The sequence below is a fragment of the Bacillus sp. FSL L8-0654 genome, from assembly GCF_038629965.1.
GTDB lineage: Bacteria > Bacillota > Bacilli > Bacillales > Bacillaceae > Bacillus > Bacillus safensis.
In genome coordinates, this window is sequence record NZ_CP152026.1 from 3,626,185 (window position 1) to 3,643,224 (window position 17,040).

A 17,040-nucleotide genomic window follows, 5' to 3' on the forward strand; every position below is an offset into this window, starting at 1 on the left:
TCACCTGTTTTCATGATTGTGGTGTTCAATCAAGCGATTCACCATTTGTCTCAATGACTTTTTGGTACCAATAAAATGAATCTTTTCGAGATCGTTTTAATGTCCCGTTCCCGTCATCATCTTGATCGACGTGAATGAAGCCATAGCGTTTTGACATTTGTGATGTACCTGCACTAATAATATCAATCGAGCCCCAGCTCGTATATCCAAAGAGATCGACGCCTTCTTCAATCGCTTCTCTCATTTGACGGAAATGCTCTTTAAAATAGTTAATACGATAGTCGTCATGGATAGAGCCATCACCTTCAACTACATCCTTTGCACCCAAGCCGTTCTCGACAATGATAAGAGGTTTTTGATAGCGATCATACAATTCGATCAAAGAAATTTTCAGACCAACCGGATCAATTTGCCAGCCCCAGTCAGTTGAAGGAAGGTAAGGGTTTTTGACTCCTCGAATTGTGTTCCCTTCTGTCTCTTCTAAACCTTCTTGGGCTGACTCCGTTAAAGACATATAGTAGCTGAATGAGATAAAATCTACTGTGTTTTCTTTTAAAATGGTAAGATCATCTGCTTCCATTTGAATATGAATATCTTTTCTCTCCAGCATGCGCTTGATCAGTGGCGGATACTCGCCAAATACCTGAACATCTGCATAGAAATAGTTTTCTAAGTTTTGTTTCAAAGCTTGTTCCACATCATTCGGGTGGCACGTATGCGGATACGTTGTCAATTTTGTCAGCATACATCCTACCTGGCTGCCTGGGATGATGCGATGGCAATCTGCTGTTACGATAGCAGATGCGACAAATTGATGATGAAGTGCTTGGTACACCGTTTCTTCCACTTTTCCTTCTGGGCAGCGATCAGGAATAATTCCTGCTGTAATGAAAGAGTGGCGGTGAATACTATCAATTTCATTAAAGGTGAGCCAATATTTCACATCATGTTTATATCGTTCAAAACATACATTGGCGAACTTCACAAAGAGATCAACGACTTTTCTTTCAACCCAGCCATTATATTTCACACTAAGCGCTAAAGGCATTTCATAATGAGAGAGAGTCACGATCGGTTCTATGTTGTGTTTTTTCATTTCTGCAAAGACACGATCATAAAATTGAAGCCCTTTTTCATTCGGTTCCGCTTCTTCTCCAGTAGGGAAGATACGACTCCATGCAATAGAAATCCGAAGTGTTTGAAATCCCATTTCTGCAAAGAGAGCCAAATCCTCTTTATAGTGATGATAGAAATCGATACCTCTGCGTTTTGGATATTTTTTATCGTCTGGATCTTTCATTGCACGATCTATATTTTCAGTGGTAACAGCAAGATGACCTTCATAATCTTCTACACTCAAGTTGGAACGGTACATTGCAATATCTGCAACAGACGGTCCCTTTCCATCTATATTCCAGGCGCCTTCTGCCTGGTTAGCCGCAATGGCGCCGCCCCATAAAAATCCTTTTGGAAAACCTTTGATTTTTGTCATATGATTAGCCTCCTAATTGTGTAACAACCATCAATGTATCTTGACGATTGACCTCTTGTAATGGCTGTACCTTAATATCATATTGATCTGTATTTGTGATTACAGCAAGTGTTACTGGATCATATCCTGCTTCCATAATTTTTTCTAAATCAAATTCAATCAATAAATCTCCTGCTTGAACACGATCTCCTGCCTGCACTTTTGGATGGAAATACTGTCCTTCCAACTGAACAGTGTCAATGCCGATGTGGAATAATACTTCAACCCCTTGGTCCGTTTTCATACCAAGCGCATGGTTTGTTTCGAACAGCAAGGTCACCTCACCATCTACTGGTGCATAAAGTGCTCCTTTTGAAGGTACAATGGCAATTCCGTCCCCCATGACCCTTGAAGAAAAAATATCATCTTTTACTTCAGATAGAGAGATCATTTGACCAATCACAGGGCTTTTGAAAGTTTCTCCTGCTCCAATTTGTTCAGCAAATGCAGCTTGGTCCTTTGTCTTTTCTTCTACTGTTCGATCTTTACCTAATACAAAAGCAGCGATAAATGCGACAATAAATGAAATGACTGCTCCAATGATAGCAAACATCAGATTTCGCGGAAGTTCATCTGATATAAACATCGACATGCTTGCTAATCCTGGGCCAACAAGCACAAAGGCTTGTATACCAACTAAACCAATGAAAATTCCGCCAACAAACGAACCAATCATAACACTTCCAAGGACTCGCTTATTTTGAAGTGTTACACCGTATAACGCCGGCTCTGTGATACCAAAAAAGGCTGAAATCCCTGCCGAAATGGCTGTTGATCTGAGTACCTTGTCTTTTGTTAGAAGTGCCACAGCAAAACACGCTCCACTTTCCGCAATATTATGCGCAAGTGATGCCGGTAAATAAAGCGCTTCTTTCCCAAGGGTTCCCATCGTTGTGACTGCATAAGGGACCATTGCTTTGTGCATGCCTGAAGCAACCATGAATGGGAGGACCGCTGCTAAAATTGCGACAGCTACCCAGCCTACCGTATTAAACATCGCAAGAATAATAGATGAAAAGCCTTGCCCCGCTGTAAAACCAATCGGTCCTAACAGAAGTAACGTAACTGGTACAGTAATGACCAATGACATCATCGGAACGAAGAAAATCCGAATTGGTTTTGGTGAAAACCGCGTAAAGAATTTTTCCATTTGCGCGTAAAGCAATACAGAAAGGATTGCCGGAAACACTTGATACGCATAAGCTATATTTTTTACATCGAATGACAGTAATTGTGCACCTTCTGTAAGCATTGCTGTCATGTTCGGCAGAAGGAGCGCACCGACTGCTGATAATGCGACCAGTGGGTTTACTTTTAGTTTATTCGCCGTCGTTACAGCAACTAATAAAGGCAGAAAGTAAAGTGGTGCATCACCTACCATGTTCAGTATTTGATAGGTTTGTCCCTTTGCATCCATCCAGCCTAATAAAGAGAAAAGGAGAAGAAATGATTTTAAAATTCCTCCGCCTGCGATAGCTGGTACAAGAGGCTGGAAGACACCGACAATAAAATCTAACAGGACTGTGCCTGCTTTTCTCTTTTCTTTTGGCTGATTGGATGGCACGTCTTGGCTTGATGAGCTGCTGCCTATTAAACTTGTTACCTTTTGATACACTTCAATGACGTCATTCCCAATCACCACTTGGCATTGTCCTGACATTCTGACAGCTATGACACCTGGTGTTTTTTCTAGTGCTGGTACATCTGCTTTTTTCTGATCAATTAGCGTGAAGCGAAGTCTTGTTGAACAGTGCTCAAGGTGCGCAATGTTTTCTTTGCCGCCTATATGCTGTAAAACGTCTTTGGCAACTTGTGTGTAATCCATTTTTTCTCCCCCTTTTCTCATACACGAGACCTGTATTTTGGCAATAAAAAAAGGACCTAAAACGACAAATAAAAGAAATTCATCGTTTTTAGATCCTGCCTGCATGACCAGTCACATGTCTAATTTATTCATATTGGATTTGTTTTTAGTATATATTGATTATATGAAAGCGTCAACATTTATTTTTCTAAAAATTATTAAGGTCTATAGACCCAAATTCATTTTCCTTAATTAGTTGAAGCGTTTGCCTTCCTCTCTTTTTTTCACCAATAACTATCTTCATTATAAAAAACCAGATAAATTTATTCATTCATCTGGTTATCATCATCTATTTTTTCTTTTCTTCTGCCTGCTTTTTAAATGCTTCAGATTGTTTTTGATATTCCTGCTTTGAGACTGGTTTAAATTCTACGATGCCGCCTGCTATTTTCAGAGGAAGTTTTATTGATTTTGCACCTCGATTCGTTGAACCTACGATAATACCAGTTTTGTGCTCTTCGATTTGAGGATAGGTACTGATATCAAACATGATTCCATCAGAAACACCACCCGCTTTATGTTTCGTCTCTTTATAAGGTTCACCACCATCCCCTGGAACTGTTCTCATTAGAAAGGCCCCTGACCATTCAGACTCAATATGCATGTGCTTTACTTGTAGAAATAGTTGGTATGTACCATCCTCCGCAGTATACAGATAACCATAAGCACCTGTTACTTTCTTGATGTAGTCTCTTAAATAATCATAAAATCTAGTTTCTGAGTCATCAATTAACTCATCATATCGATCTTGAATGGCTTTTTGATACGCATTTAATTTTTTTTGATCAACTGCTTTGTATGTGATGCTTTTGTTTTCACCTTGTTTTTTCACAGAGAGATCTTTTCCAGTTAATTGATATTTATGTTTAAATAAATTCGGATCAAAATGCATTTCCGGACTTTCTTCTAAAATGGTTTCATTCAAGTGACCGGTTACTTTCCCTTTTCTCTCCGTTACCTTAAACCAATTCACGCCCTCTTTTGTTTTCTGCGCAAAGGCGTAGGATTGATTCAATGCACTCTTTTTTCCGATTGCTTGATAGGCTGACCAGCTGACTGCACCAAGGACTAATACCGTCAGGACAGCCACAAACCAGATTTTCGATTTACTCATACGTACCCCTCCAATATATAATCTGATGAAAGATCATCCATATATATGAGTGATTCACCTCTCTGATTAGCAAAATCAGGTAAATATCCACTCCCTTTATCGAATTTATTTTTCAACAACCCCTTGTATCTGCCACTTCACATCATTTATTATATATCTAAAAGATATATCATTTAGATAGGTGTGCTGATATGAAAAAATACAATGATACGACGTATGCGATTTTAGGTATTTTAACGACTGATTGTAAGTCAGGGTATGAAGTGAAGCAATTAATTGATAGAAGCCTGCATCATTTTTGGAAAATCAGTTATGGACAAATTTATCCAGCTTTAAAGTTAATAGTCGAGGAAGGCCTTGCGGAAGTTTCACCTGCTGCTGCTTCTGGCCGCTCAGACAAGCGGGAATATCATTTGACTGAAAAAGGACTGAATACGTTAAGAGAGTGGCTGGCGCAGCCGCTCGATCAGTTACCAACAGAGCGTAATGAGGTGTTATTAAAGTTATTCTTTGGTCAATATCTTTCGTTTGAGAAGAAACTAGTGCTTTTACAGGATTATGAGCGGCAGCTTCGTATTCGTTATGAAACTTATGTTTCAATTGAACAAAACATTCAAGAGCTTTATCCAGATGAAGCGGATGCGAAGTATTGGCTGTTTACTTTAGATTATGGAAAAAGAGTGGCTCAAGCAGGAATTGATTGGTGCGTGGACACATTCCATTCGATGAAGAAGGAAGGGTAAATGAATGAAAAAAGACATACGTGCGGGTAGATTTACAACGGACAATTCTGATTCGATTGTTGTGTTCATCATCGGAATGAGGATCAACAAACGCTGGGCCATTCATCAATGGCTGCCTGTGTTCATGGCGATGCCTGGCATGATCAAGGAGCTGTATACCCATCAAGATGAGCTTGGCTTTCTTGGGACAGAGAATTACTTTGGATTACGCACGACAGCGATGATTCAATATTGGAAATCAACAGATGACCTCCTTGCCTATGCCAAGATGGAGAAGCATTTGGCTGCTTGGAAAGAATTTAACCAAAGAACACGAAATAATGACGCCGTCGGAATTTATCATGAAACGTACCAAATTCAAGCCGGCTCGTATGAATCCATCTACGTGAACATGCCTTCCTACGGACTGAGCCAAGCAAAATCCCCTATTTCAATAAGTAAAGGTCAACAAACAGCGAAGGACCGTCTGAATACAACAAATTCCTAGAGAGCGATTCTCTAGGAATTTCTTTTTGTAACGGTCACAAAATGCTTTAATATGCGGGCTGTTAATCCCCATATGGTGTAGTTTTCGTAATCATAAAACCATTCCTCAATCGAACGGCTTCCCCAGCTGTATTTTTCACCATTCATGATTTTTTCATAAGGGAAGTCCTCTCCTGGTGTTGGCTGAACGGATACATGATGTAAGTATGGCTCATATTGGCTGAGCCATGATAGAGGCACGGTAAAAGTCTCCTCTACTTCTTCTTGATTAAAGGAGTGTTTCACTTTTTGCTCATCAATGATACCGACATATGGGTATACCACAAAAGATGGAGAAGCGATATAAGGACTGAGCTGTCCAAGGATCTCGACCGATTCTGGCGGAATGCCCAGCTCTTCATGTGTTTCTCGCAGTGCAGCTTCCTGTGCAGTTTCGCTGCCGTCAAGCTTGCCCCCAGGAAAGCTAATATCCCCCGGCTGTTTTCTCATGGTCAACGATCGGACCTCAAATAATATATGCCAATCTCCATTTACTTGCACCAAAGGGATAAGGACTGCTGCTTTGAACGCTGTCTCTTCTCCAATGAACAACGGTTGTGATTGATGTAAGTCATTTTTTAATTGATCAATGAACACGGACATCACCTGTTTTCTGTTTCTCTTTCCTTTAGCGTATCATGGTTCACCTTTTCAATAAAGATGATCTTTCTGACAATTATTTTTATCATTTTGACAACTTTACTTGTCAAAATGAATATAATGCTTTACAATCAAGGAAAGATTTCAACCAAAATTGAGGTGACAGAATGAAAAATCGGTTAAAAGAGCTTCGTGCGCGAGATGGTTTAAACCAAACTGAACTTGCAAAGCGTGCAAAGGTCTCTCGTCAAACCATCAGCTTAATGGAACGAGATGAGTTAATGCCGTCTCTATTGCTCGCTGTTAAGCTTTCACGAATTTTTCAGGAACCCATTGAACGTATTTTTCTATTCGAGGAGGATGAACTCTCATGAAAACTGTATACAAAATGCTCTTAGGTGCTCTCCTTGGCTTTCTCGGCGCTTACTGTCTGCTGGCAGCCGAATTTGAAATGACACTTCTTGATGTTGCATTTGAAGCCACTCTTGTCATCAGTGGATTGACGATTTTATTGATTATTTATTGTTTTTCAGGGATTTCACGTATGAAAAAAAGAGTATCTCTTTCGGTTTCTGGAGATGAAGAGGATGAACTGGAGGCAAAACAATATCGGACCTTTACTGATTTGACTTTAGCCAATACGGTAAGTACCATTTTTTCCATTGTTGCCATCGGTATCGCGATCGTCACCGAGCAGCCCATTTGGTTGATTCTCGTCAATGCTGCTTTATTTATTGTCTCCATTATCAGTTCATATATAGCGATATCTGTTCTAAAGCTTGTCTACCCTAATCGCAACCTGCCAAGTCCATCTGACAAAGATTATAGTAAAAAGCTGCTCGCTATTTCAGACGAAGGCGAAAAGCATGTGATGCTTGGCGGACTGTTTCACACGTATCAAATGATGAATGTTCTATTGACCGGCGCCATGTTTATTTTGATTGTGTATTCCCTTGGAGCCAATCACTCTCAGCTTTTCTCAATCATGGTCATTGGTGTTGTTTTGATCATTTTGAATGCAAATTATGTGCTAAAGATTAGAAATCGTTAAATGAACAAAAGCACAGCCTAATGCAAAGGCTGTGCTTTTTCCGTTCATTATGACGCGCGGCGTTTCTTTCGTGCATAAATCAATAGTAAGAAACCAAACCAGACCGGCGTTAATAAGAGCGCGGGGCGTGTTGCATCTGCAAACAGCATGATCACTAGAATCGCAGCGAAGAGAACCAAAACACATATATTCACAAAAGGTGTGAACGGTGCTTTAAAGGTAGATGCTTCATGCAATTCAGGCCGTGTTTTTTTATATTTCAAATGGCTAATTAAAATAATACTCCATACCCAAATGAAACAAATGGCACTGATCGTTGTCACAATACCAAAGGCTTGTTCGGGAATCAGCTTGCTTAAAAGAGCTCCAACCGATACCACAATCGTCGAAACAAACAGGGCATTGCTTGGGACAGCATGCTTGTTCAGACGTCCGAAGGAAGCTGGACCCTGCTTTTGATGACTAAGATTATACAGAATACGGCTCGTCGAGAACATGCCGCTATTACAAGCTGATGCCGCAGACGTCAACACAACAAAATTAATGAGCCCTGCTGCTACTGGTATCCCAATGAGTCCAAAGGTTTTCACAAAAGGACTTTCTGATGCGCTGAGTTCAGTCCATGGGTTGATACATAGTAAGACAAAAATCGCTCCCACATAGAAAAATAGAATTCTTAATGGAATCTTATTAATCGCAGAAGGGATGTTTTTTTGCGGATTGGCTGTTTCTGCTGCGGACACACCGACCAGTTCAACTCCCACATACGCAAAAATCACCATCTGGAATGACAATAAGAAACCTGTGACACCATTCGGGAATAACCCGCCATGAGACCATAAATTCGTTACTGTCACCGGTCCGGCATCTGTTTGAAAACCAATGATTAAAAGAACCATTCCAACCCCGATCAATAATAGAATCGTAATTACTTTAATGAGTGCAAACCAAAATTCCATTTCTCCGAAAAGCTTCACCGTTAATAGATTCAATCCTAGTAAAATCAATAAACAAATGATGGCAGGAATCCACTGCGGGATGTCAAACCAATACTGCACGTACACACCGACCGCAATGACATCCGCCATCGCTGTCATAATCCAGCAAAACCAATAGGTCCATCCTGTCACAAAGGAAGCCCACGGGCCGAGATAGTCCTCTGCAATATCGGTTAATGACTGATAGCCTGCCTTCGATAAAAGCAATTCTCCGAGTGCCCTCATGACAAAAAAGATGGCCATCCCGACAATTAAATAAGCAAAAATGATTGAAGGACCTGCCAATTGAATAGCCTTTCCGGATCCTAAAAACAGCCCGGTTCCAATGGTTCCGCCAATGGCAATCAATTGTACATGACGGTTTGATAAATCTCGTTTTAATTCTTGTTGTGCCAATGCTAACACCCTCCTACGACACGATCTTATCCTGAAATAATGAACCCTTTAAAAAAGTCCATAAAAAAAGAGATTGGATGCGCTCCAATCTCACGGTCATAAAAGAATAGCAAAATAGAGAAAAGTCATACACGGCATCATCCATGCACCACAAATACAATATTTCGTACTCTTCTGTCCTTTTGCCTGAGATTGTGAACCCTTCGGCGCCGCACATACATGCGGTCTCTCCAGAAGCTGCTCCTGCTATAGTGTGACCCACAGCATTCATAGCCTTCGTTATTTAATTAAAATGTTGCTATTTCTGAATAATTTCATATTTTACGCCTCAATCTGAAAGCTGTCAATGGTAATCTTTTATGATTTACGGCGTTACTCATATGTCTTCACTTCATCAATCCCCCCTGATTCATGTATAATAAATCAAAAGATGTTCGGCTCGTCTGATAGAGAAATCCCTCTTGATGATGAACAAAGTTAGGCAATCCATTGAAGTTGGTGAAGATAAATGAAAAAAATGAACAAGCAGCGTGTCACATTACAGGAAGTCGCCAAGCATGCCGGTGTCTCGACTTCAACGGCATCACTCGTTGTTCGAAATAATCCTAGAATCTCTGAAGCCACTCGAAACAAAGTACTGCAATCCATGGAGGAATTAGGATACGTATACGACCGCGTTGCTGCCAACATGCGGTCAAAAAGCTCAAATATCGTGGGTGTGATTGTGACGGATATTTCTAACACCTTTATTTCGGAGTTTTTAATTGGCGTGCAAACCACGCTTGAGTCACTGGGCTATACTGTTTTACTTGGTACGACCTTTGACAGTGTGGATAAACAGGAGCGGCTCATTTCCACCATGGTAGAGCACCGAGTGGGCGGGATTATTCTAAACCCAGCTTCGAAAAGCTCTGCTCGAACGGTCAAACAATTAAATCAAATTCGCACCCCAAAAGTACTGGCAAATCGTGAATTATCAGATGTGCAATGTGACTATGTCGGTGTTGATTATGAACAAGGTACTTGGATGGCGGTTCATCATCTTCTTCAAAAAGGGCATCGCCGCATCGCTTTTTTAGGCGGCATCAAGACTTCTTCGACTTGGATTGAGCGGATGAAAGGTTTCAAAAGAGCTCATGACGAAGAAAATGTGACGATTGATGAGTCGCTTATTATTGATATAGAACCTACTCGTGAAGGCGGGAAAGAAGCACTCGCCCAAGTGATGGATCAGCCTGAGCCCCCTACTGCTATTTTTTGTTTTAGTGACTTAGTCGCTTTTGGAGTCATTCAAGCACTGTCAGCACGGGGCATCCAGCCTGGTGAAGATATTGATGTCGTTGGATTCGATAATGTTCCTGAAGCGGAAATGTACCATCCGCCGCTCACCACTGTTTCCTCATTTCCCCGATCCATCGGGGTAAAAGCAGCGAACCTTTTATATCATAAAATGAACGAACAGGATGAAGAGCTGCAGCGATTGATTTTAAAGCCTCAACTTCATATTAGAGAAACCTCTCCATCATGATGAAAAAGAGAATTGTGTGTAGCAATTCTCTTTTTTTTATTGATCAAGTCAACTATTTCTTTGTTTCATTTTTCTTTTTTTAAATCACAAAGTCATAAACTTGACACATTTAAAATGCAGGAGTATATTTATCTCGTTGCTTCTTTTAGTATATCGTTATACCTATTTCGTCATATCATCATTTCTATCAAAAAACAGTTAAAAGTGGTTTTTTATGATTCTGATCAAATCATGAAGTTTCACTTCCTAATCAAGGCTGTTATTATTTTTTGCATTTTAGTAGAACGATGTACTTGATTGAAGAACAGATGAATATTCATTATTTTTTCATCAATCACATAAGGGGTGTTGTGATGGGCTTCATATTATTCATTTTGAAGGAAACAATAACAAAGGGTACACAAAGAATTTGACCTTAAATGGGGTTTCAAATATAGGAGTGGGAACATGAAAAATCCTTATATAAAATCGTCACTTGGCATGTATTTAAATTACTTCATGCTTGGCATGATCAATATTATTGTAGCTTCCAACATGGACAGCTTATCTGAACGCTACCATGTAGATATTCCGAAAATCAGCTTGCTTGTATCGGCGATCGGAATTGGTAAACTCATTGCGCTCTTTTTCTCAGGCCGGTTAGCCGACAGCTGGGGACGTAAGCCTGTCATTATTACAGGAAATTTTCTTTACTTATTATTCTTAATCGGTATTCCAACGACAACAAGTTATACACTGGCATTTATCTTTGCGATATCAGCAGGTATTGCCAACTCACTGCTTGATTCAGGAACCTATCCTGCTTTGTCAGAGTCATTTCCGAAAAAAGCAAGTTCGGCTTCTGTTTTAGTAAAAGCGTCTGTATCCATTGGGGCGACTGTTCTTCCATTTATCTTGGCGTTCCTAGTGGCACATGACATCTTCTGGGGCTGGGCGTTCTTTGGACTAGGACTTCTTTATTTACTTGTAGGGATTTACTTAATCTTTATGCCATTCCCGAACCATAAGCAAGTTTCTTCACAAGACGCTCTTCCAGTACAGGACCAGCTGAAAGAAGAACCAAAAATGCTTGGCGAAGGTTTAGCTGTTGTACTGATGGGATTCACATCGACTGCATTGTTTGTCGTATGGCAGACATGGCTTCCGCAGCTCGGGTTAAAATTAATCGGACTTGGCACAGAACAAGCTACACAGCTTCTATCTTATTTTAGTATTGGTGCACTGGTATCTGTTCTATTGCTTTCGATCGTCTTAGATAAATTCATTTCACCGATTATGGTGGCGATCATTTATCCAATTGGGGCGTTCCTTGCGATGCTTGCACTATTCCAAGTTGAAACGTACAGCATTGTCATTGTCAGCACCTTCTTCTTAGGACTATTTACAGCGGGAATCTTCCAGCTGGCGATGAGTATTATGATGAAATTGTTCCCGACAAACAAAGCAACGGCTTCATCCTATGTCAACATTGCGGCAAGCTCAGCATTTATACTCGTGCCGCTCATTACAAGTGGATTGGTCAGCACGTACGATATTAAAATGACGTTATTTTTCGATATGATCATCGCAGTTATTAGCATATTACTAGCGGTCTTTGTTCTTGGACGCATGAAAAAATTATTTAGATAATTAAAGGAGATGTCAATCATGACAAACATACATGAACGTAATATTGATGGGAAAACAAAATTAGTTGGTCTTCTTGCTACACCAATCGGGCACAGCCTTTCACCACGTATGCATAACCTTGGCTATACACTAACAGGTATCAACTATGCTTACCTTGCATTTGAAGTAGGGAATGATGAACTAGAAGCAGCCGTAAATGGTATGAAAGCAATGGGTGCAGCTGGATTTAACGTCTCTATGCCGAACAAAATGAAAGTATTGGATTACTTAGACGAACTAGATGATTCTGCAAGATATACACGTGCAAGTAACACTGTAGTGAACAAGGATGGTAAGCTCATCGGCTACAACACAGATGGTCTTGGATATGTAAGAAACTTGATTGAACATGGTGTTGAATTAGCTGGTAAGAAGGTCACTCTCGTTGGCTCTGGCGGTGCTGCGACTCCGATTGCGATTCAGCTTGCACAGTCCGGCATTCGTGAAATTAGTATTTTTGCTCGTAATGATCAATACTTTGTTCAAGCAGAAGAAAATGTAAATTACATCAACAACGAAATGAAATCATTCGGTGTCAAAGCAAACATTTTCCCACTTGAAGACAAAGACGCGTTCCGCCGTGAAGTAGCAGAAAGTGCGATCCTGGCAAATGGGACAAGCCTTGGCATGAAACCACTGGATCAACTCAGCATTATCGATGATACACTTGATGTACTTCGTGAAGATTTGATCGTGACAGATGTCGTATACAACCCGCAAAAAACAAAGCTTCTTGCGCAAGCACAGGAAGCTGGCGCCAAAACCATTAACGGTCTTGGAATGATGCTATGGCAAGGTGCACTTGCTTACAAACTCTTTACTGGTGAAGATATGCCAGTTGATCAAGTAAAACAAATTCTTTTTGAAAATGACCGTTTCTAAAACATAAATAGACAAAGGGCTAAAATGATATCATTTTAGCCCTTTGTTTTCAGCTCTACACGCTGAGACGACTTCCTGCGGAGGTCGTCTTTTTTTAATCATGTACCATGACTTGGCGGTATCGATACAGGATATACAGTGCGCCCATAATGGCCGCAACAGCCACCACTGCATCGAACATAAAGATTTGTAAAATGGACGCGTGACTCTGAATTAAACCTGTTACGACCGGGATGACGATAGCCGACACGCCGCCCGCTGTAGAGATAATCCCAGTCATCGTCCCTTTGTTTTTCCAGAAGAATTCAGCCATCACAGTTAACGTCAGCTGAAAAACTCCTGCCGTTGAAAATCCCAATACAAACGCATTGACGGTTCCTATAACTGGTGATTTCACGACCAAGAGCACACAAATGGATACAAGTGTAATGATTGGATAGATCAGCAGTACAGTGACCGGACGGACAAAACGGCGCAGCAGAAACGCGAGCATCACGACAGACAGCAGCCCGCCCATGCTATAGTAACTGAGCAGTTTTACAGCACTGCCCGATGTCATCCCCAAGATGGCCTCACCGTACGTAGGAAGCCAAATTTGCGGCAGCGCATACAGTCCATTTGACGTAAAGCTGATCACAATGAGTGCGATCCCTTCTCTCCAAAATGTAGGCTCTGTCGAGAAGCGCGGAAGTCCGTCATGCTCCGTTACCTGGACTTGCTCCACCTTGCGATGATTCGGAAATGGCAAGGTCCACAGCATCAAGACATTCACAAGATAGATTAGAGCAGGAACAAAAAATGCCATTCCATAAAACAAATCATGCTCTGCTAAAAAGTAAATCGCCAGTGGCAAAATGGTTGCCCCAATGGAGATAAAGGCCTTCACCATCACATTCGCAGATCCCGAGTTTTGCGGAAACGCCTCCATTAACGCAGGATACGTTCCTGCATCCATTGCCGAATTCGCGACCCCTGCCAAAATCGCAAACGCAAACGCGATTTGATAATTCGGAGACAATGGGATTCCGATGAGGAACACCGCCATCAGCACACCAGAAACCAGAATGACCGGCTTACGCCCAAAACGATCTGACAGTACGCCTGATAAACCATACGTGAGCACCCTGCCAATGCCAAGCGCCGAAATCATATAACTAATTCCCGCACTATTGGTATCTAATTGTTTGATTAAAAATGGCATATTTGAAGCCAAAATAATATTGACCATACCCAATAAAAAATAATTAATATACAGACTAGAAGCCGTTCTCACATACGGATTCCTCATCCTGACACACCCCTCAACACCATCGCAATGAAGTGACAAATAATGGTTACGCTTACAAGATCTCATATGTGAGGAAGAACAGCTTTGCAGCCTTCACGTTCATACATCTCATCATGTCATGCAGCTCACAGCTTACACGCCCTTCATGTATCAAGCATTTCTTCAATTTTTCACTGCTCTTATTTTATACGAATGCGAAAGGTAAAGATAGTGAATTGCTTAAATTTGAAGGGAATTCATTGATCAAGCGTATGACACCATCGATAGAAAAAAGGAGTGGTTCATTCCACTCCTTAAATGATGTCTCAATTCTGTTCATCGCAGCCCCCAAATACTTAGCTCATAAAAATATTCCGTTCTCTCGATGCATAATCCAAAACGGAAATCCTCTACCACTAAAATAAAATCCCCATACCCACTTAAAAATTTTGTTTGCTCAAGAAGGCGATTTAAATGAATAAAGACTTCATTCACATTCACTTTAAGTTTCATGCTCTCGATAGTGTTCTCCATGTATTTGGATTTTATGTTCTCTCGATTGAAGGAAAGCAAACACCTTCTGACAAAACAATTGATTTTCCTCGATATCTAAAAAGGGGTGTTCTGGAAGTGTCATGTAGCTTAATTCGTTTATTAAATGCTTTCTTCTGTTTTTTCTTTTTAAGGTTTCGATTTTTGTTTTTTGGTTATTATTCATACTAGTTACCTTTCTTTTTAAATCCAACAAAATTTTTACGTTTATATTTGATCTTTTAAAATGTCTCCTTTCAAGTATCACACAATCAAAAAAGTACGATCTTTTTTATTTAATCACCCTTTCAACCAAGATGAATTTTGTTTTCCTTAATAAAAAAACCTTGAAAGGATACTATCCATCAAGGTTTTTGTGGGTACTAAGATTCAAAAGCCGTTTTTTCTGGAAATATGCCACCTTCTCTTACAAGGCACACTGCTAACCTTTGAGCCGCTCGATCAAAATAAAACTCATTGGGGATATTTTGATCTGGTAAGCTCTCTAACTCTCTAAACTTCCTAGTTATTTTACTTAACTCTATCTTACCCATTACCGCTTCATTAGGTCCAAATTTGTAAACTACAGTTTCTTCATCCTCATATTCCTTTAATAATAAAACATACGAAGCCAATTTTATTCCTCCTTTGGTGGATACCATGGACGCCCAGATTCAACTGTTTTATCATGTGCGGTCCTGTAATCTGTCTTGAATATCCCTTCAAACTTTGATTCAAAAAGTTCGTGATTTAACAAGTCAATATCATTCTTTTTATAAGTTCCTTTTTGTAATCTATCCCAGGCTTGTGCTATTTGATAATCTGAATCAAAACGCCCAACCCCATGTTCTTTTATATGCTCTTTTATAAATAAATGCTCCTTTATTCTTTGTATCCTGTGTTCGGGCATTCCAGTATTCTTAGATATAGGCTTTATATCAGCTTTTGTCTTTCTAAAAGACTCATACATTTCTTCTGCTTTATCAAGTTGTTTTAGATATGCATCTATTGAAAGTTCCCTGGCACCAGTTTGAACTCTATCAGCACTCTTAAACCCTATTTTACCATGAAACCCTTTCGCCCCAAACGGCAAAAGCATTCCCAACGCCGCGTTCATACTCGCTTCCTGCTGTTCTTTTGAGATCTTGTTTCCAAACATGTCTCGGCCTGTGATCGCTTCGCTGAAGCCGTTAGTGGCTGTGAGACCATATAAACCTTTTTGAGATGTTTTTAAGGCGTCAAAGGATTTTTGTGATGTCTTGTAGATGTCGACCGCTCTGACTGCAGCTGACGTGGCTTGGGTGGTTTTATAGACGGCTTTCCCGCCTTTAAAAATGCGTCCTGCCCAGCCAACGATAGGGATGTAGCCAGCTGCTGCCATTCCGCCTGCCGCGACTCGCTGGCCTGCGGTGAGTTCTTCCCCTGTGATTGGATCAACGCCTGTTGCGGCACGTTTTGCATCGTTCACACCAGTCAGTTCATTGACGATGTTTCCACCATAATCGAGCGCTTTTTCATACCAAGGGCGGTTGGCGAGTGCCTCTTGTTCCTTTGCGATCTTGCGGGCTTCTTCTTGTTCTTTTTTGATTTTCAGATATTCAGCAGTTTGCTTCTCAATATCGCTTTTTGCCTTGTAAATTTCGCTATTTTGATACGCTTTCTTGTCAAAATTCATAGGCGAAATCGCTTTTCCGTCATTTGTCGCATTCATCATTTCAGCGTACAATGCCATTGTAGCTTGCTGTTCCGTCTCTGACAAAGCATATTCATCTTTTAAATTTTGATCAAGCTCTCTCAGGTCTTTGACCGTCTTTTTTCGTTCATCTTCCGCATCCTCTATTTTTTCATCAAAGGTTTGGCTATCAAATACCTCTAGGGAAATGAGGTCATCAATGTCTTGGAAAATCGTTTTGAGTGCCTTTTTTTGATCCTTTACAATGCTTTTGGCGTTTTTGATGCCCATATGTACTGCGTTGTCTAAAAAGTGTTCCTCTATAAAGGTATCGCCGCCAAAACTCGTATCATCCAGTGTCCCAGAAACACCTTCATGAAAGGCTTTTTGCTTATCAATGAAGCTGATAAACATGTCTACATTTCCAGCCAGCTCTTTATAAAAGCTTTTAATGTTATCGGCACCTTTCCCAGTGAAATCGTCACCGAGGTTGGCCACACCTTGTAATGCCTTTTTTAAATCGACCATTTGTTCGCGGAGTTCCTGATAGTGTTTTGCCCTTGTGTCCATGGCACTGGTTAGTGCTTTTGCATCAAGTATCTTGCCCAGAAGAAGTCACTCCCTCCATTATTGATCATAAAGTCTATTTTACCGTGACCATTAAAACGGA

General features: G+C 40.6%; 15 protein-coding genes and 1 riboswitch. Of the genes, 7 read left to right on the forward strand and 8 right to left on the reverse strand.

Annotated features, from left to right (window positions below; translation table 11 throughout):
* Nucleotides 1-25: 25 nt before the first annotated feature.
* The 3 genes from MHH65_RS18705 to MHH65_RS18715 all read right to left on the reverse strand — a co-directional run bounded on the left by MHH65_RS18705 (nt 26) and on the right by MHH65_RS18715 (nt 4,509).
* Nucleotides 26-1,492, reverse strand: coding sequence for a glycoside hydrolase family 1 protein (locus MHH65_RS18705; protein ID WP_098677053.1), 1,467 nt, complete (start codon nt 1,490-1,492; stop codon nt 26-28).
* Nucleotides 1,493-1,496: 4 nt separating this feature from the next.
* Complete coding sequence (locus tag MHH65_RS18710; RefSeq protein ID WP_342497882.1) at nt 1,497-3,356, reverse strand: beta-glucoside-specific PTS transporter subunit IIABC; 1,860 nt, start codon at nt 3,354-3,356, stop codon at nt 1,497-1,499.
* A 328-nt stretch (nt 3,357-3,684) separates the two neighbouring features.
* Complete coding sequence (locus tag MHH65_RS18715) at nt 3,685-4,509, reverse strand: hypothetical protein (RefSeq protein ID WP_098677052.1); 825 nt, start codon at nt 4,507-4,509, stop codon at nt 3,685-3,687.
* A 191-nt stretch (nt 4,510-4,700) separates the two neighbouring features.
* On the opposite strand from MHH65_RS18715, the gene MHH65_RS18720 reads away from it, so the two are divergent.
* Nucleotides 4,701-5,252: a PadR family transcriptional regulator gene (locus MHH65_RS18720; protein ID WP_061110313.1), complete on the forward strand. Its 552-nt coding sequence runs from the start codon at nt 4,701-4,703 to the stop codon at nt 5,250-5,252.
* A gap of 4 nt (nt 5,253-5,256) precedes the next feature.
* A complete protein-coding gene (locus MHH65_RS18725; protein ID WP_061110314.1) occupies nt 5,257-5,739 on the forward strand; it encodes a DUF4188 domain-containing protein in 483 nt (160 codons plus the stop codon).
* Between the two features lie 11 nt (nt 5,740-5,750).
* Here MHH65_RS18725 and MHH65_RS18730 read toward each other — a convergent pair whose 3' ends face one another.
* On the reverse strand, nt 5,751-6,374 hold the full coding sequence (locus MHH65_RS18730) for a CoA pyrophosphatase (protein ID WP_046312645.1): 624 nt from the start codon (nt 6,372-6,374) through the stop codon (nt 5,751-5,753).
* 170 nt (nt 6,375-6,544) lie between these two features.
* On the opposite strand from MHH65_RS18730, the gene MHH65_RS18735 reads away from it, so the two are divergent.
* On the forward strand, nt 6,545-6,751 hold the full coding sequence (locus MHH65_RS18735) for a helix-turn-helix transcriptional regulator (protein WP_003215336.1): 207 nt from the start codon (nt 6,545-6,547) through the stop codon (nt 6,749-6,751).
* Nucleotides 6,748-7,428: a DUF3169 family protein gene (locus tag MHH65_RS18740; RefSeq protein ID WP_041118373.1), complete on the forward strand. Its 681-nt coding sequence runs from the start codon at nt 6,748-6,750 to the stop codon at nt 7,426-7,428. The genes MHH65_RS18735 and MHH65_RS18740 overlap by 4 nt, the downstream gene beginning before the upstream one ends.
* A 47-nt stretch (nt 7,429-7,475) precedes the next feature.
* On the opposite strand, the gene MHH65_RS18745 is transcribed toward MHH65_RS18740, so the two are convergent.
* Complete coding sequence (locus tag MHH65_RS18745; protein ID WP_061110315.1) at nt 7,476-8,822, reverse strand: amino acid permease; 1,347 nt, start codon at nt 8,820-8,822, stop codon at nt 7,476-7,478.
* Nucleotides 8,823-8,986: 164 nt separating this feature from the next.
* Nucleotides 8,987-9,066, reverse strand: a riboswitch (glycine riboswitch).
* 264 nt (nt 9,067-9,330) lie between these two features.
* On the opposite strand from MHH65_RS18745, the gene MHH65_RS18750 reads away from it, so the two are divergent.
* From MHH65_RS18750 to MHH65_RS18760, 3 genes are all read left to right on the forward strand, one after another.
* Nucleotides 9,331-10,350 carry a LacI family DNA-binding transcriptional regulator gene (locus MHH65_RS18750; protein WP_098677051.1) on the forward strand — a complete coding sequence of 340 codons (1,020 nt, stop codon included), beginning with the start codon at nt 9,331-9,333 and terminating at the stop codon, nt 10,348-10,350.
* Between the two features lie 447 nt (nt 10,351-10,797).
* Nucleotides 10,798-11,979 carry an MFS transporter gene (locus tag MHH65_RS18755; protein ID WP_070326227.1) on the forward strand — a complete coding sequence of 394 codons (1,182 nt, stop codon included), beginning with the start codon at nt 10,798-10,800 and terminating at the stop codon, nt 11,977-11,979.
* Nucleotides 11,980-11,997: 18 nt separating this feature from the next.
* Nucleotides 11,998-12,900: a shikimate dehydrogenase gene (locus MHH65_RS18760; RefSeq protein WP_024423990.1), complete on the forward strand. Its 903-nt coding sequence runs from the start codon at nt 11,998-12,000 to the stop codon at nt 12,898-12,900.
* A gap of 94 nt (nt 12,901-12,994) precedes the next feature.
* Here the strand turns inward: MHH65_RS18760 and MHH65_RS18765 are convergent, their stop codons facing one another.
* From MHH65_RS18765 to MHH65_RS18775, 3 genes are all read right to left on the reverse strand, one after another.
* Nucleotides 12,995-14,188, reverse strand: a complete 1,194-nt coding sequence (locus MHH65_RS18765; protein WP_268423043.1) for an MFS transporter — start codon at nt 14,186-14,188, stop codon at nt 12,995-12,997.
* Nucleotides 14,189-15,081: 893 nt separating this feature from the next.
* Complete coding sequence (locus MHH65_RS18770) at nt 15,082-15,333, reverse strand: hypothetical protein (RefSeq protein ID WP_125586968.1); 252 nt, start codon at nt 15,331-15,333, stop codon at nt 15,082-15,084.
* Between the two features lie 2 nt (nt 15,334-15,335).
* Nucleotides 15,336-16,979 carry a T7SS effector LXG polymorphic toxin gene (locus tag MHH65_RS18775; protein ID WP_125586969.1) on the reverse strand — a complete coding sequence of 548 codons (1,644 nt, stop codon included), beginning with the start codon at nt 16,977-16,979 and terminating at the stop codon, nt 15,336-15,338.
* Between the last annotated feature and the right edge of the window lie 61 nt (nt 16,980-17,040).